Source organism: Gluconobacter sp. DsW_058 (assembly GCF_002153615.1).
In the GTDB taxonomy this organism is placed as follows: Bacteria; Pseudomonadota; Alphaproteobacteria; order Acetobacterales; family Acetobacteraceae; genus Gluconobacter; species Gluconobacter cerinus.
The window spans coordinates 1-21,989 of record NZ_JOPH01000041.1; the positions used below are offsets into that span (position 1 = coordinate 1).

The 21,989-nt window shown below is 55.3% G+C and carries 21 protein-coding genes; 10 read left to right on the forward strand and 11 right to left on the reverse strand.

All coding sequences use genetic code 11. The annotated features are described in order from the left end of the window. Positions 1 to 836: 836 nt before the first annotated feature. The 4 genes from HK24_RS08985 to HK24_RS09000 form a co-directional block, all read right to left on the reverse strand. A complete protein-coding gene (locus tag HK24_RS08985) occupies positions 837 to 1,286 on the reverse strand; it encodes a hypothetical protein (protein ID WP_086634190.1) in 450 nt (149 codons plus the stop codon). Positions 1,287 to 1,510: 224 nt separating this feature from the next. Next, positions 1,511 to 1,786, reverse strand: a complete 276-nt coding sequence (locus HK24_RS13580; RefSeq protein WP_158092994.1) for a hypothetical protein — start codon at positions 1,784 to 1,786, stop codon at positions 1,511 to 1,513. 93 nt (positions 1,787 to 1,879) lie between these two features. Next, the gene (locus HK24_RS08995) at positions 1,880 to 3,712 is read right to left on the reverse strand and encodes a ferrous iron transporter B (protein WP_233126198.1); all 1,833 of its coding nucleotides are present in this window, start codon (positions 3,710 to 3,712) and stop codon (positions 1,880 to 1,882) included. Positions 3,713 to 3,756: 44 nt separating this feature from the next. Further along, complete coding sequence (locus tag HK24_RS09000; RefSeq protein WP_046900211.1) at positions 3,757 to 3,999, reverse strand: FeoA family protein; 243 nt, start codon at positions 3,997 to 3,999, stop codon at positions 3,757 to 3,759. A gap of 281 nt (positions 4,000 to 4,280) precedes the next feature. Between HK24_RS09000 and HK24_RS09005 the strand changes: the two genes are divergently transcribed. Continuing rightward, entirely contained in the window at positions 4,281 to 4,622 is a 342-nt protein-coding gene (locus HK24_RS09005) for a metal-sensitive transcriptional regulator (protein ID WP_167386112.1), read from the forward strand. Between the two features lie 25 nt (positions 4,623 to 4,647). On the opposite strand, the gene HK24_RS09010 is transcribed toward HK24_RS09005, so the two are convergent. The 4 genes from HK24_RS09010 to HK24_RS09025 form a co-directional block, all read right to left on the reverse strand. Next, complete coding sequence (locus HK24_RS09010) at positions 4,648 to 4,929, reverse strand: hypothetical protein (protein ID WP_086634194.1); 282 nt, start codon at positions 4,927 to 4,929, stop codon at positions 4,648 to 4,650. Between the two features lie 25 nt (positions 4,930 to 4,954). Further along, complete coding sequence (locus tag HK24_RS09015) at positions 4,955 to 5,704, reverse strand: copper resistance protein B (protein WP_086634246.1); 750 nt, start codon at positions 5,702 to 5,704, stop codon at positions 4,955 to 4,957. A gap of 20 nt (positions 5,705 to 5,724) precedes the next feature. Beyond that, positions 5,725 to 7,521 carry a copper resistance system multicopper oxidase gene (locus HK24_RS09020; RefSeq protein WP_086634245.1) on the reverse strand — a complete coding sequence of 599 codons (1,797 nt, stop codon included), beginning with the start codon at positions 7,519 to 7,521 and terminating at the stop codon, positions 5,725 to 5,727. Between the two features lie 85 nt (positions 7,522 to 7,606). Further along, positions 7,607 to 8,011, reverse strand: a complete 405-nt coding sequence (locus HK24_RS09025) for a hypothetical protein (RefSeq protein ID WP_086634195.1) — start codon at positions 8,009 to 8,011, stop codon at positions 7,607 to 7,609. A 300-nt stretch (positions 8,012 to 8,311) separates the two neighbouring features. Between HK24_RS09025 and HK24_RS09030 the strand changes: the two genes are divergently transcribed. From HK24_RS09030 to HK24_RS09045, 4 genes are all read left to right on the forward strand, one after another. Further along, entirely contained in the window at positions 8,312 to 8,524 is a 213-nt protein-coding gene (locus tag HK24_RS09030) for a heavy-metal-associated domain-containing protein (RefSeq protein WP_086634247.1), read from the forward strand. Between the two features lie 76 nt (positions 8,525 to 8,600). Next, positions 8,601 to 10,997, forward strand: a complete 2,397-nt coding sequence (locus HK24_RS09035) for a TonB-dependent siderophore receptor (protein WP_086634196.1) — start codon at positions 8,601 to 8,603, stop codon at positions 10,995 to 10,997. Then, entirely contained in the window at positions 10,984 to 12,699 is a 1,716-nt protein-coding gene (locus HK24_RS09040) for an ABC transporter ATP-binding protein/permease (protein ID WP_086634197.1), read from the forward strand. Before HK24_RS09035 ends, HK24_RS09040 begins: the two co-directional genes overlap by 14 nt. A gap of 79 nt (positions 12,700 to 12,778) precedes the next feature. Beyond that, positions 12,779 to 15,148 (forward strand): heavy metal translocating P-type ATPase, encoded by a 2,370-nt coding sequence (locus HK24_RS09045; protein ID WP_086634198.1) that lies wholly within the window; start codon positions 12,779 to 12,781, stop codon positions 15,146 to 15,148. Here HK24_RS09045 and HK24_RS09050 read toward each other — a convergent pair. Both HK24_RS09050 and cysK read right to left on the reverse strand, forming a co-directional pair. Continuing rightward, entirely contained in the window at positions 15,142 to 15,819 is a 678-nt protein-coding gene (locus HK24_RS09050; RefSeq protein ID WP_086634199.1) for an alpha/beta hydrolase, read from the reverse strand. The two genes, HK24_RS09045 and HK24_RS09050, sit on opposite strands and share 7 nt — an antisense overlap. Positions 15,820 to 15,946: 127 nt before the next feature. After that, a complete protein-coding gene (gene cysK, locus HK24_RS09055) occupies positions 15,947 to 16,942 on the reverse strand; it encodes a cysteine synthase A (protein WP_046900204.1) in 996 nt (331 codons plus the stop codon). Positions 16,943 to 17,249: 307 nt separating this feature from the next. Here cysK and HK24_RS09060 point away from each other — a divergent pair, with 307 nt between their 5' ends. From HK24_RS09060 to HK24_RS09080, 5 genes are all read left to right on the forward strand, one after another. Next, entirely contained in the window at positions 17,250 to 17,444 is a 195-nt protein-coding gene (locus HK24_RS09060) for a hypothetical protein (protein WP_046900203.1), read from the forward strand. Between the two features lie 119 nt (positions 17,445 to 17,563). Next, complete coding sequence (locus HK24_RS09065) at positions 17,564 to 18,514, forward strand: ABC transporter permease (protein WP_086634200.1); 951 nt, start codon at positions 17,564 to 17,566, stop codon at positions 18,512 to 18,514. Further along, on the forward strand, positions 18,511 to 19,494 hold the full coding sequence (locus tag HK24_RS09070) for an ABC transporter permease (RefSeq protein WP_086634201.1): 984 nt from the start codon (positions 18,511 to 18,513) through the stop codon (positions 19,492 to 19,494). The genes HK24_RS09065 and HK24_RS09070 overlap by 4 nt, the downstream gene beginning before the upstream one ends. Next, positions 19,484 to 20,437, forward strand: a complete 954-nt coding sequence (locus HK24_RS09075) for an ABC transporter ATP-binding protein (protein ID WP_086634202.1) — start codon at positions 19,484 to 19,486, stop codon at positions 20,435 to 20,437. Before HK24_RS09070 ends, HK24_RS09075 begins: the two co-directional genes overlap by 11 nt. Next, positions 20,434 to 21,363: an ABC transporter ATP-binding protein gene (locus tag HK24_RS09080; protein ID WP_086634203.1), complete on the forward strand. Its 930-nt coding sequence runs from the start codon at positions 20,434 to 20,436 to the stop codon at positions 21,361 to 21,363. Before HK24_RS09075 ends, HK24_RS09080 begins: the two co-directional genes overlap by 4 nt. 9 nt (positions 21,364 to 21,372) lie before the next feature. On the opposite strand, the gene HK24_RS09085 is transcribed toward HK24_RS09080, so the two are convergent. Next, positions 21,373 to 21,987 carry a LysE family translocator gene (locus HK24_RS09085; protein ID WP_086634204.1) on the reverse strand — a complete coding sequence of 205 codons (615 nt, stop codon included), beginning with the start codon at positions 21,985 to 21,987 and terminating at the stop codon, positions 21,373 to 21,375. Positions 21,988 to 21,989: the final 2 nt, after the last annotated feature.

Genomic DNA, 21,989 nt, shown 5'->3' on the forward strand with positions numbered 1-21,989 from the left:
CACCACAAATCACTCGAAGACCCGAACCACCAATCGGTTGACTCCGGTAGTCATCAGAAGAAGCATGAATGAATAGTATTCATATGCTAATAAACGTAATATTTTGTTGATATATGTAATAAAACCTATCGAGGATGAGAGTGTTCACTGCTCCGCAACTAGCCTGTGTGCGGTCAATCCACGACGATGCATTTGCCACGCGGTGTGGGCCATTAAGAATGATAAGGGTTTTATCGTCGAGATAATGAGGATTTTCCTGGGCTAGATGGCATGCCCCTTCCGGGAGTGAACGAGCCGTATACATCGTGTTGACGGACGCGTTCTGATAAGCGGCATATCTTCTTCAATGTTTGTGGCATCACATTCAAGGCGAGGATAAATTTCAACATGCTCAAAGGCATGCATTATTTCAAACAAATGACTATCAGCCGCTAATGGAGGGCTTAGCAACTGAGCCTCAGCGATGCAGTCAGACTGACGTAAATCGCGTGTGTCGACCCATTGCAAAATAGCAGCCAGACTGAGAAGGGCAGGCGCCCCAGACTGCTCCAAGGAGAATGACATAAGCGACTGGCCAAAACATACGTCCTGATGAGCGCATTTGTTCAGCACCAGGAACCATGATGTGCGTCTGGAAGAGCCAAGTATGAAAGAAATATATTCTATTGGAGAGAGCAATGACTGTCAGAGCCAGACAGGCAAGCAAAAGACCAATATTTCGGATCATGCTTGGACGGAAAAGAGCCCATCCCTTTTTGCAACAAAAAAGCATGGCCAGAAGAAAGAGAAGGCCGGCTCCGAGATACTGATATCCCTCATATTGGCCCCCCGTGGCATCAGCTTGTGATTGTGTAGCCTGCAAGAACAGGCTGGACCGGGCCGGCCAGAACGGTGATGCCAGGTTCATGGAGTAGATTCCATAGCCCTCCTCCGCTGGCGCCACCCCAGTAGCCCAAAACTTTTCCTGCCAGCAGAATGCTTGCTCCAGCCGTCAAGGTTGCTGCTGCGCTGGGTCTACATGCTTTCCAGCGTTTTTCTCTGAAGAAAATGGATAATGGAATTGCACCCAGAAGCGCTCCTACCATCACCATCAGATAAGGATGCACCAGAAGGGTTAAACTTGTTAGCGCTGCCAGAACCCACGTAGGCGTGGAGGAGCCCTGCGGCTGAACAGCTCTGAAATACAGCCCTATGGCGAGAAATAACGTTATGCCCTGCTGCATCCCGGGAAAGAAAATATGCAGTGCTTTAAGAAACAGAGCCTCGAGCGGGATGCTGTCTGTCATGGCGATATTGGTGGCCAGCAGGACCCACTAGACGGTCTGCAACAAGGAGAGGCAAATGCCAGTCCTGCCTCAGGAAATAGGCTTGTCCGATCATGTGTTGGATGACATCCCCTTGGGCTGTCGGAGCCACAGGAGGAAGCTTCCCGGATATTAAGGGAAGAGGAAATGTTCATAAAGCCAGAGTAATGCCAAGTAGAAGGGGAAATATATAAGATTTTATCCGACTAAAGACTGAGCTCGGTAGAAAATTTAATTTGAATAAGAACTTTTACTCTGAGCTGGGGACTTTCAGAGTTTTGTACGTGTGTTTTGTAGGGAATACAAAATTTCGGTTTGTCTAAAGATTTGGAAATCACAGATTTGAACATGGAGCAATGTTGCTGAAATCCAAGGGAGGCGCCTTCAGTGACATCCCCCTGCTTTTCCGCTGCAAGCTTTGCAACGGCTGCATCCTTTTGAAGGGATAACAACAGGGGTGTGAGATTGTAACCCGCACGCATTCTTCAGGCGCCTCCAACTCACTGGAAAGAGACGTGCATACCAATAGAGTGCTGCGATACTGACCAGTAGAATGGCAACGATTGTTTCAACCATCATGCGTCTCCTGTGACAGCCCTGGCGACGTGATAGACGATGAAGGCTGCGGCATAGGCCAAACCAAAAAGATACGCTGTTGCTCCCAGAACGACTTTCATGGACTGGGTTTCCCGTCGCATGACAGCCAGAGTCGAGATGCATTGCGGGGCATAAACATACCACGCCAGCAGCGAGAGAGCGGTAGCAATGCTCCATTGGCTTGAAAGAAGCGGCAGAAGCTTTGCGGATGCAGCGTCTTCACTCACCCCGAGTGCATAGACTGTTGCAAGCGCACTGACGGCGACTTCACGTGCAGCGAGGCCGGGAATCAGGGAAACGCAGATCTGCCAGTTGAAACCGATGGGAGCAAAAATCGGCAGCATCAGGTGCCCAATCCGGCCCGCAAGGCTGTAGTCAATAGCAGCACCGGTTGCGCCGGCGGGGGGAAGTGGGAAACTGGATAGGCCCCAGAGCAGGACATTTAGCGATACAATGATCGTACCAACCCGAGACAGGAACATCACGGCACGCTGCCACAGACCGAGCGCTAGGCTCTTAAGATTAGGGCGCCGATACGGGGGAAGCTCCAGAAGGAGTGGATGTTCTTCTGATTTGACGCCACGCGTCATGATGCGGGCGGCGATGATGCCGCTGACGATCGCCAAAGCATAGAGCCCAAACAGAACCAGACCCTGAATTCCAAAAATCCCAAGAACTGTTTTGTGCGGGATGAATGCGCCAATTAGCAGCGTGTAAACTGGCAGACGGGCGGAGCACGTCATGAGTGGAGCAATCAGGATCGTGACCAGCCGATCCCGGGGATTCTGAATGGTGCGTGCGGCCATAATGCCGGGAATGGCGCAAGCAAAGCTGGAGAGAAGCGGGATGAAAGATCGGCCACTCAGTCCGGCCAAAGCCATGACGCGGTCCAGAAGGAATGCTGCACGGGGCAGATATCCAGATTCTTCCAAGGCCAGAATCCACAGGAAGAGAATTAGAATTTGCGGGAGGAAAACAATGACTGTTCCTGCGCCTGCGATAACGCCATCAGCCAATAAGCTCCGCAAGACACCGTCAGGCAGTGGCCGGAGAATGAACTCCCCAAGCATGGTAATGCCACTTTCCAAGGCATCCATGAGAGGTTGTGCCCATGCAAAAACTGTCTGAAACATTACGAACAGCACGACCAGCAGAATGACCGGGCCCCAGACAGGATGCAGGAACCAGCGATCCAGCCGATCGACTAACCGGGCATGACCAGCAGAGCGATTCGTAACATATGCCTGAAGCAGACGTCGGACTTCGGCATGAAGGTCCGCGTCCGGGGAAAGCGCTTTTGGCGGGGGTGGAAGAGGGCGGTCCAAAGCTTCCAATAAAGGCTGAACACCCTGCCTGTTCAGGCTGATGACAGGCACAATCGGCATGCCGAGTTCTTGCTCAAGCCCGGCAATATCAATGGTCATGCCATTACGCTTGGCTTCATCCATCATGTTGAGCGCAACGATGACGGGGACTTCAAGCTGACGAAGTTCCAGCAGAAAGCGCAGATGCAGCCGAAGGTTGGTTGCAGAAATAACGCTGATCAGAAGTTCGGGGCGTTTTTCAGTGCGGTGTTGTCCCAGGCAGACATCGCGCGTGACATCCTCATCCGGGCTCGTAGAGGCCAGACTGTAAGCACCCGGAAGATCCAGAACGCGGATTGGGCGACCTTGCGGCGTGGAGAAAAAGCCCTCTTTTCGCTCGACAGTAACGCCAGCGTAGTTCGCTACTTTCTGACGGCTCCCGGTCAACTGGTTGAAAAGCGAAGTCTTGCCGCAGTTCGGGTTTCCAACAAGGGCAGTCTGTAACATATGAGTCGTAGGAGACGGCGAGGCGGGAGACGTCATTATGATGGTCAGACTGGGCGGCGCAGAACAATACGCGCTGCTTCTCCTTTGCGGAGCGCAAAACGGGACGTGCCAAGACTAACAGCAATAGGGTCTGCGCCGATTGGACCGGTCGCCACAATCTCCACTCTTTCGCCCGGAACAAAACCAAGTTCGCCTAGGCGGGCAGAAATGGGGTCTGCCAGTGTCAGCTCTTCGACCCGATCAATAATGGCATGATCTCCTTTGGAGAGTGTATTCAGATACCACATCAGTTTCTTATCCCAGTGCCTCCCAGCTCTCCCTTGGGCGTGCTGGCCGTTTCCCTAGATAGGCTCATCCGGCGGGAGCGAAAAGAGAGAGATGAGAATTATTTGCATCCACAGTTTACTTATTGACTGTGTGCCTCAGGATTTTTCTTGCGTGATATCATGTGGGCCGCCTCAAGAACGCCAGAAAGAGCCCGTCTGATAGGGCTGAATGGTCGGAATGAGCGTGGAGATGCTATGAACGCCTTCGCATGACCGCAGAGGAGCCGTGACCTATGAAGAGTATGACGAGAGAAGACGAGATTCCGGCAGATGGCTGTGTGCATTGTGCCACCAGTGAGACACCCGGTGAAAAGCGCGTTGAGCAGCCTCAGAAGAAGGCACTGCTGAACCGCATCCGTCGGATCGAGGGTCAGGTTGGTGGTATCCTGAACATGGTTCAGGATGACCGTTACTGCGTTGATATTCTCACACAGATCTCTGCCATCAAATCCGCGCTTGATGGTGTTTCCATCCAGATCCTGTCCACCCACGCTAATGGTTGTGTCAGGAAAGCCGTGCAGACGGACGGGGGCGAAGAGGCGATTGACGAGCTTTTGCAGGTCGTGCGCCGGATGATGCGCTGACGCCTCCTCTTTTCCATCGGTGGATTTAGCGGTCCTGTGTCGCGTCCGGGGCTGTGTCAGAAGGAGCGTCCATGCTCATCGCCTGACAGGCCTTGAACTGCTGCTGCATCTTCGGAGTTAAGGGTTTGCTCTGCGTCTTGAGAGTTTCAAGGCGTTCGCAGAGTTCCATCTGCTGATCCATGGTCAGGCCTGCCAGAGGATCTGCCTTTACGGCCACAGGCGCCTTTGGCTCGGGTGTCTGGGTGGGGGCAGCATATGCCACTGTGGCGAACAGAAGGGCGGAAGCAGCGAGAAGAGCTTTTTTCATTATGAGAACTCCTGAAAATTGAAGATCAAAACCAGCTTCTGATGCCGAGGCTGAAGCGTACCGAGCCGGGCTTTTCGCCCTGATCCCGTACGATCCTGCGAGCCTGTGTCAGATGGCCGGAATATGTGACGCCCACATAAGGCGCGAATTTTCGCCATAGCTCGTAACGAAGCCTGAGCCCTGCATCGACGTCTGACAGTCCTGCGCCTGCCTGCCGGGCTGGATCAGACTTTGTATAGAGATTGAACTCCGCCTGAGGCTGGAGAATAAGGCGATTGGTCAGTAGGAAGTCGTATGATCCTTCGACGCGGGCACCAAAGCGCCCACGATCACTGACATACCCCGTGGCCTGAAACTCGAATTGGTATAAGGCCAGCCCTTGAATACCGAAGGCCCCCCACGTCCGGGTCGGGCCGTCATCCAAGTCAACACGCACGCCGCCCTGAAGGTTCCAGTATGTGGAAATGGCACGGCTATAGAGAATATCCTGCTGGCCATCGCTCAGGCGTCCTTTCTCAAGGGTGCCTTCAGACTTGATCCAGAGTCGGTCATAATCCGTGCCGTACCAGACTTCACCGTCCCAGCGGAAATCAGTGCCGGCGGGGGCATAGCGCCCTTCTGCCTGCTCCAGAATGCCATGGAACCAGCTGCTCTGGTCCATCATCACGGGCATGATGTTGCCAAGATGCGTGACCGCGCCCGGAACCGGAGCATCCGCGGCGTGATACTGCGTGGTGTCTTCGGCATAAGCCATACCGGTTCCAGCCAGAAGCATGGTTGCTGCCCAGGCGGCTTTCATGACACCACCACGGTGCGGAACATGCCCAGATCCATGTGATAGAGCAGATGACAGTGATAGGCCCACATGCCGGGAATATCTGCCGTCACAAGATAGCTCATGCGAGATCCCGGTTGTGAAATGATGGTGTGCTTGTAAGGGCGATAATCGCCTTGGCCATTCTCCAGTTCACTCCACAGGCCATGTAGATGGATCGGGTGCTCCATCATGGTGTCATTGATCAGTGTGAAGCGGACCCGCTCTCCTTTTTTCAGGCGGATTGGTCCGGACTCTGAGAATTTTCGGCCATTAAAGCCCCAGATATAACGGTCCATGTTTCCCGTCAGATGCAGGATGATCTCCCGTGATGGAGGCCTGCGGTCTGCGCCCGGTCGTGTCGCGCGAAGCTGCCCATAATTCAGGACGCGTCGGCCATTGTTTTCCAGCCCATCCCCTGGGCTGTTTGTCCGATCAATCGGCATTATCGCGACGTTCTGGTTTTCGACATTAATCGGCGGCGGCCCAGGATCGTCGATTTCCATCTTTGGCATGGACATATGCCCCATATGGCTCATGTCCATGTGAGACATATCCATTCCAGGCATGTTCTTCATGTCCGTGCCGTGGTCCATTCCGGGCATCGCCATGTGGTCCATGCTCTCTCCCGGCTTCATGTTGCCCATACCCATATCAACCATGGTGCGGACGGGGCGTGGATCCATGGGCGGAACCAGTGCACTCATGCCCGAGCGAGGCGCCAGTGTGCCGCGGGCAAAGCCTGTTCGGTCTTCGCTTTGAGCAAAGATCGTATAGGCCCGGTCTTCCTTGGGCTGAACGATGACGTCATATGTCTCCGCCACGCCGATGCGGAATTCATCAATCGGAACTGGTTCCACATCGTTGCCATCTGCCTGAACGACGAGCATTTCGAGACCCGGAATCCGCACGTCAAACAGCGTCATGGTGGCGCCATTGATAAAGCGCAGACGCACACGCTCGCCTGGGCGGAACAGGCCGTTCCAGTTCATGTCTGGCGCGTTGCCGTTCAATGTATAGGTGTAGATAGCCCCTGAAACATCCGCGATATCGGTTGCGGCCATGTTCATCCGGGACCAGGCAAGCCGGTCCTTCAGAGCGGCCATGGCGCTTCCTGTATCACGGGCTTCTTTGGGAAAGGACGCGGCTGTTCGTTGACGGAAGACGTAATAGTCATCCTGCATTTTGAGATTGCTGACGATGTCATGGGGCATGACATCCGTCCATTCTCCCAGAAAGATAACATAATCCCGGTCGCAGGTATTCGGATCAGGACGAATGGGGTCAATGACGATGGCGCCATACAGTCCCATCGCTTCCTGCATGTTGGAATGGCTGTGATACCAGTATGTGCCGCTCTGATGCAGGCGAAAGCGATAGCTGAAAGTCTTGCCCGGTGGGATGCCCGCAAAGCTCAGGCCCGGCACGCCATCCATATTGGACGGGACGCGGATGCCGTGCCAATGGATCGACGTTGTTTCATCCAGCGCGTTTGAGACGTTCAGTGTGACGGTTTCGCCCTGTTTCCAGCGCAGGATGGGGCCAGGCACTGTTCCACCAATATTGGGGGCGTGCATGGATTTTCCATCGAGAGAAATGTGCGTTCGGTTGACCTTCAGATCCCAGATATTGGAAGGGGTTGAAGGCAGAAGGCCTGTAGACGTGCGAGTGCTCGCTTGTGCTTTGTGAGGCAGGGCGCCCAGGCAGGCTCCCGCACCGAGGCTCGTAACAAAACGCCGCCGCGTCAGGGGGCGTATGGGGTCGAATGAATTAGGCATCAGCTGAAAACCGGGAAACGGTGCAGAAAAACCGGAGCGTACGGATGCACACTCCAGCCGCAGCAAAGCTGCGGATCGGGTCGTTTCAGGAAATCAGCTGTTTGGGGGGAGGGGGCGTCGGAATCCAGTCTGTTCCAGACAGCGATGTGTGGCCTGTTTTGGCAAAGCGTCTGGCAATCGCAGGATGCGCCGACAACGAGGGTGTGTTCGCAAGCGTCAATAGAGGCTCAGCCGACACGGAATGGATGTGGCAGCAGCCCTGTCCATGCCCCGCGTGGTGATGATCATGGAGAATGGAAGTTCCGAGGCCCGGCATACTGTGCTTGTCACAGGCATCAGACGTCTTGTGAGACATGGATGCGCAGTGCGTCATGGCCATGGCGTGTGCCCGTGATGCTGCATGCGCCGGAAAGGCACCAGCCATCAGTCCCACCTGCATCAGCAGGCAGGCAATGATGCCAAGCCATGTCCGGGTATGCGTTTTGAGCATCACAGATCCCTGTCTTCCACAGGCGTCTGGATGTCCTTCCGCCTGCCTCCTGCAATGACCCTATACCCAGGCAGGGAATGAATGGAAGAGAGATTTCACTCACAGAGCACACACAAAAAGGAGGAAGACAGGATTTCTCTTGGATACCCCCCATCCGTACACATTATTTAATACGTTATATTAACGATTTTAATTTCAAAACCGCCCGAAAACCGCATAGGGAAAACACATATACCCAACAGGGGTATGAAAGAATCGCAGTATTCCAAGGATACTGAGTAAGCCGGAGGGAAAATGACCATGACGCAGACAGCACATCTCAAAGTGGAAGGAATGTCCTGCGAAGGATGTGCAAAGCGTCTGCGCGAGGCGCTGGAACACGTGAGCGGCGTCTCGTCGGTTACAGTCGTACTGGCTGGCGGACAGGTTACGGTGGTGTACGATCCCGACGTGGCAACTCCTGCGGGGCTGGCCGAAACTGTTGAAGAAACAGGGTTCGACCTGGTTTCCTAACGCGCGTCGCCTTCTCATTCAGAGAGGCGCACGGTACACAACACCCGGTTCAATCTGTGAAACCAGTCCGGGTGTCATGCTGCAGCGTTATATTGTCAAATCGAAACAAATTGTGCGGCAGAGTTATTTTTTCTGGGCAGGTTTTATGACACATCACGGCATTGACGCATCCAGACGTTTCCTGAAGTTCTCGGTCTCCGGGTCTGCCCTTCTTTGTGGGACTGTCCTGATGGGCTCCGCTCCTGATGCTCAGGCTGCTGAACGCGGAGAGAAAACACGCCAGAAAATGTCTCATTGCCGCATTCAGCACAAAGATGCGGGGGGACGGCAGGTCTGCGGGAAGCCGATGGTTTCTCCGGAAACTACAGCCGCTATTGCTGAAGCACCCGTGGCCCAAAGCCCCGATCTGGCCTCGACCGTGGATGGCGGAACAGAGAATTTGCGTGTTTATGGAACGCCACGCTCCTATACCGCACCCGCCGTAGAGGCATGGGGTAAAACGCTTGTCGCATTGAAGGATATTCCGCACTCCATTTCTGTCATCACACAGCAGCGTATGGAAGATTCCAACATGCTGACGATGACGGACGCCATGCGGCAGATTAACGGTATCCGCGTTCTTCCCGGTTCTACCGCCAACAGTAATTTCTATTCACGCGGCTATCAGCTCACGACGTCCATCGATAATACACCGAACGCTGCTGGAACGCTGAACAATGCAAGCTTTGACCTGTCCATGTTTGACAGGATCGAGGTTATGCGCGGATCGGCCGGGTTGTTGCAGGGCGCTGGCGGAGCTGGCGGCGTTGTCAATCAGGTGACAAAAAAGCCCGGCAAGGATTTTGCTGCAAGCGGAAGTGCCTCGGTTGGTAGCTTTAATAATTATCGCGCCGATGTTGATCTGACCATTCCGCTCAATCGCTCCAAAACGCTACGGTTCCGTACGGCCGACGTCTTTCAGGACAACGATTACTTCTACAAGTATGCCCACAATCGGATGTGGCAGGCCTATGGCGCTTTGGAATGGGACATCACACCGTCCACCACATTCCTTGTGTCTCATGCGGCCCAGAAGCAGAATATTGATGCACCCTATTACGGGCTCCCCGTCACGACCACGCGGACGCTCTGGTATGGCGGCCGGGATGCGAACCCCACGCCACCCTGGGGCTACAGCAATTACATGACGCAGCAGACGATCGCCTCGTTGACGCAGAAGCTCTGGGGCGACTGGAGCGTCACAGCACGTGGGACATTCTACGACCAAAGCTACAACACGCTTTATAATGAGCCGTGGACCAACATTGATACCCAGACAGGGCGCCTGACCTACAAGGACGCTGGAAATTTTCCATACCGAGGTACGAACACCTCCAGATCTGCGGACATCTACGCAACAGGCAGCTTTCGCCTTCTGCACCGGACGCACCATTTGCTGCTGGGCTTTAATTATAACGCCTACAACACACATGTTGCCTACGGAGCTGTAAATTCAGACGCGCTCTACTCTGATGTCAGCATTAACAATACGGCAGTTGTAAAGAAGCCTGCCACAGGCAGTATTACCTATAACCCGGCGGACGGGGCTGAAGGCACAGACGACAATGCTTATCAGTGGGGGTTCTATGGTCAGCTACGCCTTGAGCTGATCCATCATCTTTCGCTGATTCTTGGCGGCCGGGTGTCACGCTTTTCCGAAAAGACGCGGGATGGCAGTCCGTCTCCGGAAAGCTCATGGAAAACCACGGCGAATATTCATGGCCAACTGACGCCTTATCTCGGCACGGTGTATCAGATCACGCCCAACCTCTCCTGGTACGCCAGTTATGCCAGCATCTTCACACCTTCTGTGGGGCGGCTGACTTTCAACGGAGAGGGTTTGACGCCGCAGCAGGGCAATCAGGTCGAAACGGGTTTTAAAGGCGAGTACTTCCACGGGCGTCTCAACATCTCGACAGCCCTGTTTCGTATGGAGAGTGTGAACCAGCCTGTACAGGACCCGGATCACACCAGCTTTTACATCACGACCGGCCCAATCCGCCGGCAAGGCTGGGAAGCGCAGGTGGATGGCCAGATCCTGCCGGGACTGGATGTCTCCATCGGATACACATATCTGGATACCAAGGTTTCCAACCCGAAAGTTTCAGACTTCGGGGGTGTTTTCTCACCGCATCACATGTTCAAGTCCTGGGTACATTACAATGTGCAGCAAGGTCGTCTGAAGGGACTGAACTTTGGCGTCGGGCTGGACGCATACAGTAATCTTCGGGGCAGTTATGCCACGACAGTTCAGGGCGGTTACATGACGCTCGACAGCGTCATTGGATACCGGTTCAACAAGCATCTCAAACTTCAGCTGAACGCCTATAACCTGACAGACCGCTATTATTACGAGCGTGCCAGCGGCGTCTGGCAATTTAACTTCCCGGCCGCTCCCCGCAGTTTCATGGCAACGCTTCGTGGCACATACTGAACCCCCGACACTCCCACATTCTCTTTCTGACTGGAAGGTTCTGCTCCCCTACTGGCGGTCGGAAGATCGCTGGAAGGCGCTGGGCCTTCTGGGCAGTATTATCGGCTTATCCTTCCTGGATGTTCAGGTCGCGGTGTGGTTTGGGAAATGGGACCAGACCTTTTTTGACACGATGTTCGCGTACCGTGTTGCAGCCTGCATTGCGTTACTGCCCATTTATATTCTGATGACGTCGCTTAGCGCAGGAATGAGAGTCATCCAGCAATATATGACACAGGTGCTCTCCATGCGCTGGCGCCTGTGGAATACCCGGGTCTATCTGCGCAAATACCTTTCTGATGACGCGTATTATCATCTGGAACATGGTCAGAACCGGGCGGATAACCCGGATCAGCGTATTGCCGATGATCTGGCCCAGATGACCGTCTGGACGCTCCGCCTCGGGCTGGAAGCCATTCAGGCTGTCACAACCTTTTTGTCCTTTGCGGTCGTACTTTGGACGATCGGTGGAACGCTCTCATTTGTCTGGTATGGCTGGCACATCGTCATCCCCGGATACATGTTTTTCGGAACGACGATTTCCATTCTTCTGGTTTCGTTCGTGCTTGAGAAAGCAGGTGGCCCCCTCGTAAGCGCTAATTATCGTCAGCAGCATTACGATGCTGATTTACGCGCGACCTTGCTGGATGTTCGCCGCAACGCGGAACAGATCGCGTTCTATGGTGGAGAGGCTGCGGAGCACTTCCGTTTGTCCGAATGCCTGAACCGTATTGCCAAAAACTGGCGCAGCGTCATGACCTATACCTGGCGCGCCAATACTGTGGTCGAACTCTATACGGGTGGTGTTAATATCGTTTTGTGGGCGCTGCTTGTGCCGAAGCTGCTGGCACATGCTCTGACGTTTGGTCTGTATTCGCGAATCAATTCAGCATTCATGAATGTGCGCCGAAGCCTGCAATGGTTCATCGAAAATTACACGGATCTGGCAACGCTTCGCTCCATCCTTCAGCGTCTGGGGGAGTTTGAGCGTGTTGTTGTGAGCCTTCCGGCTGGTGGTATCGTGCGGGAGCCGACGGATACCCATGGAATTGAAATCAAAGCTCTGTCTCTGGATCGCTCTGATGGCTCTCGCATCGCGGATATAGGAAGCCTCCATATTCCTGCGGGAGAGCGGTGGTTCATTAGCGGGCCATCCGGGGCAGGGAAGAGCACCATGCTTCGTGCCCTCGCCGGACTATGGACGCAGGGGACGGGGCATATTTCTTTCAACATGCGCGATGCCATGTTCCTGCCTCAGCGCAGTTATGTTCCGACTGGCTCTTTGCTTCAGGCCCTTAGCTATCCAGCAACCCCGGATCGTTATGCCCGTGACGCCTGTGAAGAGGCGCTTCTGGCGGCAAATCTGGGGTGCCTTATGCCAGATCTGGAGAATGAAGCGGCCTGGGGAGACGTGTTATCTCCGGGAGAGCAACAACGACTGGCATTTGCTCGGGTTTTTCTTGCTCGACCGTCCACGTTGTTCCTCGATGAAGCCACGTCTGCTCTGGATGAGAAGAACGAGGCTGATCTTTATGCGCGCCTCCTTGAACGCCTGCCTCACATCACCCTCATCAGTGTTGCGCATCACGTAGCCCTCAAAGCATTTCATGGCCAGGAAATGATTCTTCGCGAAAAAAGCGTAACTGTTCAGCGTCTTTTATAATACCATATGGGGGTATATTATCCCCCTTTGTTTTGGAGCCTGTGGCTTCGCGAATTCCGTCCGCTCAGGAGAGTCCCAGATGTCACAAACGGTCAGTTTTCCAGTTGGTGGAATGACCTGTGCGGCCTGCGCTGCGCGGATCGAGAAAGTTCTGAATCGTAAGGACGGTGTTCAGGCAGCTGTCAATTTTGCGTCTGAGCGTGCGCAGGTCGAGCTGGAAGGCTCGGGCACCACAGTCGGGGACGTTATTGCCGCAGTGCGCAAAGCCGGTTTCTCGGTGGATGAGCAGAGTGTGGACTTCGCAATTACGGGCATGACCTGCGCTGCCTGCGCTGCGCGGATTGAAAAGGTTCTGAACCGGATGCCGTCCGTGCAGGGAAGCGTAAATTACGCTGCCGAGCGTGCGCATGTCACTTATGTCCCAGGCATTGTGACGCCTGACGATCTTGCGACCAAAATCGCCAAGGCTGGATTTGGGGCATCTCGTCTGGATGAAGGGATGCGCGAAGATCCGAAGGCAAAGCGTGAAGCTGTGTGGCGTCGGGAGCGAAACCGCTTTCTGATAACATTCGTACTTGCACTACCGCTTTTCATTGAAATGTTCGGAATGTTGCTGGGGCGTATGGAGACAGTCCCGCTTGCGGTTCAGTTTGTAAGTGCGACGCTGGTTCAGTTCGTCTGTGGCGCTCATCATTATCGCCGGGCCTGGAATGCAGTTCGGGGCGGATCGGCGAACATGGATGTGCTGGTCGTTCTGGGAACGAGCATCGCGTATCTGTTCAGTGCCGTCGTCGCGATTCTGCACTTGCCCCAGCCAGTTTATTTTGAAGCCAGTGGTGCAATCATCACTCTGATTTCACTCGGCAAGCTGATGGAAACGCGCGCCAAAGTGCGTACCAGTGCGGGGATTGAAAGCCTGTTGCAGCTTCAGCCGCAAACCGCACATGTCGAGCGGGACGGTGTTCTGGTTGATCGTGCGGTAGCTGATATGCACACCGGAGACATCTTTGTCGTCCGGCCGGGCGAGAGTGTCCCGGTGGATGGCGAAGTGCTGGATGGTGCTTCCGATGTGAACGAAGCCATGCTGACGGGCGAAAGCGTACCGGTTCTGAAGCAGGCCGGGAGTGAAGTTTTCGGCGGGACGATCAACGCAAACGGTATGCTTCGAGTGAAGGCAACAGGTGTTGGCTCGGATACCGCTCTCGCGCGGATTGTTCGCATGGTCGAGCAGGCGCAGGGATCGAAGGCAAATGTCCAGAGACTGGCAGACCGTGTTTCCGGCATCTTCGTTCCCGCCGTTGTCGCATTTGCTGTCGCGACTTTCCTGATCGGATGGCTAGTCACAGGTTCCATGACATGGAGCCTGATTTCAGCGGTTTCTGTTCTCGTCATTGCCTGTCCCTGCTCGCTTGGTCTGGCTACACCGACGGCCATCATGGTCGGGACAGGGCGAGGGGCCCAGAATGGTATTCTGTTCCGGAATGCAGATGCGCTGGAGCAAGCCGAGAAACTTACGACAATCATTCTCGATAAGACTGGAACCCTGACGCAAGGTCGTCCGACCGTCACCAGTTTGCATCCTGCTGACGGCGTTTCGGCCGACCGTCTGCTGGCCGTAGCTACATCCCTAGAGCAGAATTCCGAGCATCCTCTGGCTCGGGCTATCGTGGACTATGCCTCAACTCACCACGCGACGATTTTGAGTGTGGATGGGTTCAAGGCCATCCCAGGCCTAGGCGTTGAGGCACAGATTGACGGAGAGGCAGCTTTGCTCGGATCTCCCCGCTATCTCACGCAGGCCGGCTACAGCCTGGATGCTCTTCCTGTGGCGGTGCTCGAAAATGAAGGGCAAACCGTAATTGCGGTCGCCACGGGAGGACGCCTGCTTGGCATCGTCGCGTTGGGGGATGGTCTTCGCCCGGATGCCATTTCAACGGTTACAGCGCTGAAGGCGCGTGGAATCAAGGTTGTCATGCTGACGGGCGATAATGAGCGTGCCGCAGCTGTTGTTGCGCGGCAGGTTGGCGTGGATGATTACCTCGCTGGCGTTTTGCCGCAGCACAAGGCTGAGAGCGTGACGAAATATCGTGCTGAAGGTGCCGTTGTGGGGATGGTCGGGGATGGCATCAATGATGCACCAGCCCTGGCAGCAGCGGACGTGGGCTTTGCTGTCGGGGCCGGTTCTGCCGTTGCGTTGGACACGGCAGATGTCGTGCTTATGAAGAGTGAATTGGCGGCCGTTCTGGATGCCATTTCCCTCTCCAGGGCTACGCTTTCGAAGATCCGGCAGAATTTGTTCTTTGCATTTATCTATAACGTTCTGGGTCTGCCACTGGCCGCACTGGGCATGCTGAACCCGATTGTCGCGGGTGCAGCCATGGCCATGAGCTCAGTCTCGGTCGTTAGTAATTCCCTGCTTCTGAACCGCTGGAAACCACACTCTCACTGAGCCGGTGTCGCGAGGCGGCGCTGAACAAAGGAAATAAGGGTTCTGGCGCCATGGCTCCAGAGCCCCAGAAAATCATTACTCCCTACATGCCCTGTCAGACCGGCATCCGTAAATTCAGCCTGCCACCGTTGCGCTAGTAGCCGGGCACGATCGTTGGAAAGCCACTGATCGTTCCGGCTGGCCATCATGGCGACGGGAACCGGAGAGGGAGCCTCTGAAAGTGGAGCAAACGCGTTGATGCGGGATGCTTCCGGGTGCGTCGTATGTTCAATATCCGCTGGCGCAACGAGGAACGCACCAGCGACATTGGATGACTCATGCTGTGCGAGCCACCGCATGGTCAGGACCGCACCGAGGCTATGGGCGATCAGGAGGACAGGTTTTTCAGCCTGCTGAATGGACTGCGTCAGTGCAGCGTCCCACTCTTCCGGTGTTGGATTTTCCCAGTCTGCCTGATGCAGGCGAGGCAGGCCAAAAGCAGCTTCCCATCGGGTCTGCCAGTGGTGCTGTCCGGAACCGAAAAGCCCAGGTACGAGTAAGGGCGTGAACTGTGTTTTGATGTGATGAAATTCGGCGGCAAGAACCGTCTCTTCAGACGAGTGCTGAAAGGAAAGCGCTCGAGCACTCGCTGCTAGGTCCAGAGCAGTTGCGCGGCCAGAGAAAAGGTTCATGCCCAAAGCCTCCAGAAACCTGACCGGGAGACAATTCCCGATCAGGATTTGTGATCTGGATTAATAACGAACATAAATCAGAGTTCAATAAAATAACTATATTATAAAGTTATTTTATTGAACGTTTTTAGGCCAGTCCGTCGAAAAGCTGTGTGGAGAGATAACGCTCCGCAAAAGACGGGGCGATAACAACAATCGTCTTGCCACGATTGGCGGTTTTCTTGGCCAGAGTCATGCCCGCATAGAGCGCGGCACCGGAAGAAATCCCGATGGGAATGCCTTCGACGGCGGCGCAAAGACGCGCTGTTGTAAGCGATTCCTGCTCTGAAACCTCAATCACGCTATCCAGTGCCCGCAGATCCAGCGTATCCGGCTGGAATCCGGGGCCAATACCCTGAATACCGTGGGGGCCGGGTTCATCACCATGTAGAACGGCGCTTTCCCGTGGTTCTACACCAAAGACCTTGATCGCCTTGTTGTGTTTCTTGAGGCCGTGCGCAATTCCGGAAGCTGTGCCGCCAGTGCCCAGCCCGGCTACAACCATATCCACTTGCCCGGCAGTGTCGTTCCAGATTTCCAACGCGGTTGTCTGCTCATGAACTGCCGGATTGGCGTCATTTTCAAACTGACTTGGCATCCACGCGTCAGGCAGCGTTTCCATCAGCTCTTCTGCCCGGCGGATGGCACCGGCCATTCCGTCATTTGCAGGTGTCAGCTCGGTTGTCGCGCCCATGAGACGCAGCATCTTGCGCCGCTCAATGGAGGCACTTTCCGGCATTGTGACGATCAGGCGATAGCCTAGCGCAACAGCCGCAAATGCAAGCGAAATGCCTGTATTGCCGGATGTCGGCTCAATGAGGGCTGTCCGTCCCGGCGTGATCAGCCCGCGGGCCTCGGCATCGCGGAGCATGGCAACGCCAATACGGTCCTTGACGGAGCCTAGCGGGTTGAAGAACTCGAGCTTCAGCAGGAGGCGCCCCTGAAGCTTTTCCTGTTCCGTCAGGCGGGGCAGTGCAACGAGCGGCGTGCCCCCGACTGTCTCCAGGAATGAGTTGTAAACCTTACCGCGCGGAGCGGCATAACCTTCGAAGGGAGCGGGGGAAGACAAGGCCTTTTTGTTCATATCGTTTCTGTATCACAGGACGTGGAAAAGGGCAGGACGGAATTTGATCTTAAAAAACTAAATATAAAAGTAATATAATATATAATTTTACGAATCACTTATTGTTTATCGTAATATATTGACGATGTGACGTTTCATCCGTTATGAGAGCACGAACTGATCCACCGGAAGGGCATCCTGATGATGTGTCGAATGTGCTGCTGGCAACCCCCGTGTTGCCGACTTTCCGCGCGCCGGAATTCTTTCTCTTTTCATTCGTAATTTCCCGACAGCACACAGATGTCGGGCGCTTTTAAGGTTCGACGTCATGCTTGGTTCCACAGTTATCGAAATCAATGGTATTTTTCTCGGCGTTGCCATTCTGGTCAGCGCAACGGGTGCGCGCCGCTTCTATGCCGCCCATGACAGCGTTCGCGGGCTGCATAACCAGACCCTGACAGATTTATCCGCCCTGCGCCGCCTGGTCTCGCAGCATGCACGGTCCGTTCTGAGGCCGATCTGAAATAAACGATTTACGTTTCTTCCTTTACACCTCTTCTCTTCCCCTGTCGGTCCGCTAGAACGGTAGGCTGAACAGATCGGCAGATGGGAGTGTGTGTGGGAGGAAACGGTTTTCTGCGAATGATCCGCGCGCTTTCCGTCAAGAAAGGCGTTGCTCTTGCAGTCGCGGCATTGGGGCTCGTCGTTATGGCGAGCTTATGCGCTCCGCTCTACGCCCAAATGGTGGGAGTGGACCCGTTTTCTTCCAACATTGCTGGAACCACCACACGTCACGGCCAGTCACTGGACCTGATGCAGCCTAACGATAATCCACTGCATCTGGGTTTGACGCCCCTGGGGCCTGATTGGTCACCGGGTGCCTATATGCTGGGTTCTGATTCCCAGGGACGGGATGTTGCGTCTCGCCTGTTGTATGGCGGTCGAAACTCCCTGTTGATCGCGGCATCAGCCGCAGTGCTGTGTCTGTGCCTTTCAGGAAGTATCGGTATTTGTGCCGGATATTTCGGGGGTTGGGTGGATGTCGTCCTGTCCCGGTTACTCGATATCCTCTGGGCTATCCCGGTTTACCTGTTTGCCATTTCACTGTCGGTTGTAACGGTAGGGCATGGCCTTCATCTGGGGTTTATAACGCTTGCTGCCGATAGCTTTCTGATTCCCATAGGCATTATTGCGCTGGTTTATGTGCCGTATGCCGCCCGCCCATTGCGAGCCCGTGTCCTGAGTTTGTCACGAGCAGAATTCGTCATGGCGGCCCGGGGAATGGGGGCCTCGGATTTTCGTATTCTCCGACGTGAAATTCTGCCCAGTCTTGCGCCTTCGATGGTTATTCTCGGGCCTCTCGTCATGGCTCTGTGCCTTCTGGCGGAATCGGCGTTGTCCTTTTTGTCTCTTGGTGTGCAGGCCCCCGCAGCGTCATGGGGAACGCTCATTCAGGATGGAGAAGGCCTTCTCTATACGAGGCCAATTGTCGCCATAGCGCCGGGCATAGCGATTGTCGTGACAGTGCTGGCCCTGAATGTTCTGGGAAATGCCCTTCGGGATCATCTGGATCCGAAGGGAGCCGGTCGATGATACGCAGTTTCCTGTCGCGAGCCGGGCAGATGGCGCTGGTGATTTTCGGCATTTCCGTTCTGGTATTCTGCATTTTCTTCGCCACTCCAGGAGCAGACCCGACTGCGCGTATCGCAGGAAGAGGCGCCAGCCCGCAGGTCATGGCGCGGATCCGCGCTGAATATGGGTTCGACCGCCCGTTGCCTGTTCAGTACGTGCGTATGATGGAGAAGCTGTTCGTCAGCAGAGATCTCACGTCTTTCGTTAATCATGGTCAGAAAGTCGTGCCCGAAGTGGTGTCTGCGGCGCCGGTAACGTTGTCCCTCGTTGTGTGGGCTGCCTTCTTCTGGGTTGTGGGATCTCTGGGAATTGGCGTTGCGTCCGCGGTGCTCAGGGATAGCTGGGTGGACCGGGTCCTGATGGTGCTGGGTCTGATCGGGCTGTCCATGCCGGTTTTCTGGCTTGGGGAGGTGATCAATCTGTTCACCCAGAGTCGCTGGCACGATACGTGGCTGTTTCGATGGGTGCCTCCGCTGGGATATGTACCGCTCTCTCAAAGTCCGATCGGCTGGGCAAAATCATTGCTTCTTCCATCGCTGACGCTCTCGGTTTCCTTCATGGGACTATATGCCCGCATTCTGCGATCAGAGCTTCTGAGTGCGATGGGAGAAGACTCTATCCGCACGGCAAGAGCGAAAGGCGCAGGGCCGGCTCGTGTCTGGCTCTGGCATGGATTGCGGCTGTCATGGTTGAGCTATGTCTCGCTCTTCGGTCTGGATTTTGCCCAGTTGCTAGGCGGCGGAGCGTTGCTGACAGAAGTCGTGTTTGCTTTGCCGGGCGTGGGACGTCTGACCTATCAGGCTCTGGCCACCCTGGATCTGCCTCTGATCATGGCGACGGTCATGTATGCAGCCGTGTTCGTTGTCATCGCGAATGCTCTGGTGGATGGACTATATGCGCTCCTCGATCCGCGTATCAGGGATGGTCAGCATGGACGCTGAACAATTGCTCGATATTCAGGGTCTGAAGCTAAACCTGCCCGATGGTACGCGGCTCCTTGAAGGTGTTTCATTACGTCTGAATGCTGGCGAGGCTTTGGGGGTCGTGGGGGAATCCGGGTCGGGCAAGAGCCTCACGGCCATGAGCGTCATGGGGCTTCTTCCCGGTTTGAAAGCATCAGGGCGCATCCTCTTTTCTGGACAGGAACTGGTCAACCTCCCGGACAAGGTGATGCGTAAGCTCCGGGGTGCGCAGATTGCGATGATCTTTCAGGACCCGATGACAGCTTTTTTGCCAGTTAGGTCTATCGGGGCGCAGATTGACGAGCAGATCCGTTTGCATCATCGCGTCAGCAGAAGCGAGGCCCGTGCAAGGACGGTGCAGCTGCTGGAGCGGATGGGCGTGCCCGACCCGGCTATGGCCGCAAAGCGGTACCCTCATCAACTGTCAGGCGGTCTGCGCCAGCGCGCCATGATTGCGATGGCACTCTCCTGCACACCGGCCCTGCTGATTGCCGATGAGCCCACGACGGCGCTTGACGTCACCGTGCAGGCTCAGATCCTGACATTGCTGCGCGAAATTCGGGAAGAAGGCGCTGGGGTCATGCTGATTACGCACGATATGGGTGTTGTCGCGCAGGCCTGCACGCAGGTGGCAGTCATGTATTCGGGACTGGTGGTTGAAAATGGCCCGGTTCGGGATGTTCTGGATCGTCCTTTGCATCCCTACACTCAGGCGTTGCTAGCGGCCATTCCACCCCTGGACGGTCCCAGACCCGAACGGCTTCCAACCATTCCAGGTCAGCCGCCGACACCTGATAATCGTCCAACTGGGTGTGTGTTTGCTCCCAGATGCAGCTTCGTTCGGTCAGAATGTGCCGTGCGTCCGCCGCTGACTGAAATCGAGGAGGGACGACGTGTGGCGTGTGTCCTGTATGCGGCATGAGTGTTCTGCTGGAAGCGCGCAATCTGGAGAAATCTTATCGTCTTGGCCGGGGACGTGTGCTGCATGCTGTCTCGGGTGTTTCCCTGCAGGTACGGAAAGGAGAAGCTCTGGCGCTCGTCGGGGAATCCGGATGCGGAAAGTCGACCCTGGGACGTACTCTGATTGGTCTGACACAGCCGACATCTGGCAAGGTTCTGTTCGACGGGCAGGAAATTTCCGGGCTGTCCGATCGCGCAATGCGCCCCTGGCGCGCGCGAATGCAGATGGTCTTTCAGGATTCTTCCGCCGCCTTCAATCCACGTCGAGCGGTGGGAGAGTCTCTGGCCGAGCCCCTTCGCATTCATCGTCGGCATGGGGTTAGGGAGCGCGTTGCGGAACTGCTTGATCAGGTAGGTCTTTCCCAGTCAGTCGCTGGGCGTTTCCCACATGAGTTCTCCGGGGGGCAGAGACAGAGGTTGAACATTGCCCGCGCTTTGGCGCTAGGGCCGGAGCTTCTTGTCGCAGACGAGCCCGTTTCCGCACTGGACGTTTCTGTTCAGGCTCAGATCGTCAATCTGTTTGGGGATCTGCGAGCTTCTCTCGGCGTGGCATGCATCTTTATTTCTCATGATCTGTCCGTTGTCCGGCAAATGGCAGATCGGATTGCTGTCATGTATCTGGGCAGCATTGTGGAAGAGGGAAATGGTCTGGATGTGTTGGACCGGCCGGCACACCCCTATACCAAAGCATTGCTGGATGCGGTTCCGCGCCCGGACCGGGCTCTGCCGCCTCCTTTGCAAGGCGACGTGCCTAGCCCGGTCAATCCGCCATCAGGGTGTCGTTTCCATACCCGCTGTCCGATTGCCCAGCCGCGTTGTGCAACAGAGCGTCCTGTACTTCAGCCGTCCGGTGAGGGACGGCAGGTCGCCTGCCATTACCCTCTGTGAAGTTGAAATTCAGCGAGAGGCCGTTTCGAAAGCCAGTGGGTAAAGGGACGCAACCAGTAACAGAGCCATCGCATAGTTAAAGCTCCGTAACAGAAGCGGCCGATGGAGCCACCGTCTCATGCCTGCGCCAAAGCCAGCCCAGAGCGCGACGGAAGGGCAATTCACCAACCCACAGATGACGCCAGCGATGGCAAGGTTGAAGAAGAACCCTTCCTTCGGAACATAGGCCGCAACAATACCGACGGCCATGACCCAGGCTTTCGGATTGACCCATTGGAAACCAGCAGCCTGCAGGAAGCTGATGGGTTTGCCTTTCCCATTGGCTTCGGGCGTTGCTGAGGATGTGGCAATTTTCCAAGCCAGCCAGAGCAGATAAGCCGCGCTGGCATATTTCAGGCCAACGTAAAACCAGGGTGCATGCTCGAACAGGCTTCCCAAACCAAGGCCGAGAATGACCACCATCAGGACAAACCCCAGCGCAACCCCAAGCATATGTGGGATCGTCCGGCGGAAACCGTGTGTAAGCCCGGAGGACGCCAGCATCATATTGTTGGGGCCGGGCGTAACGGATGCGACAAACGTGAAAAGAACGAGAGGCGCAAAAGCCTGCCAGTAAGTCGGCATGA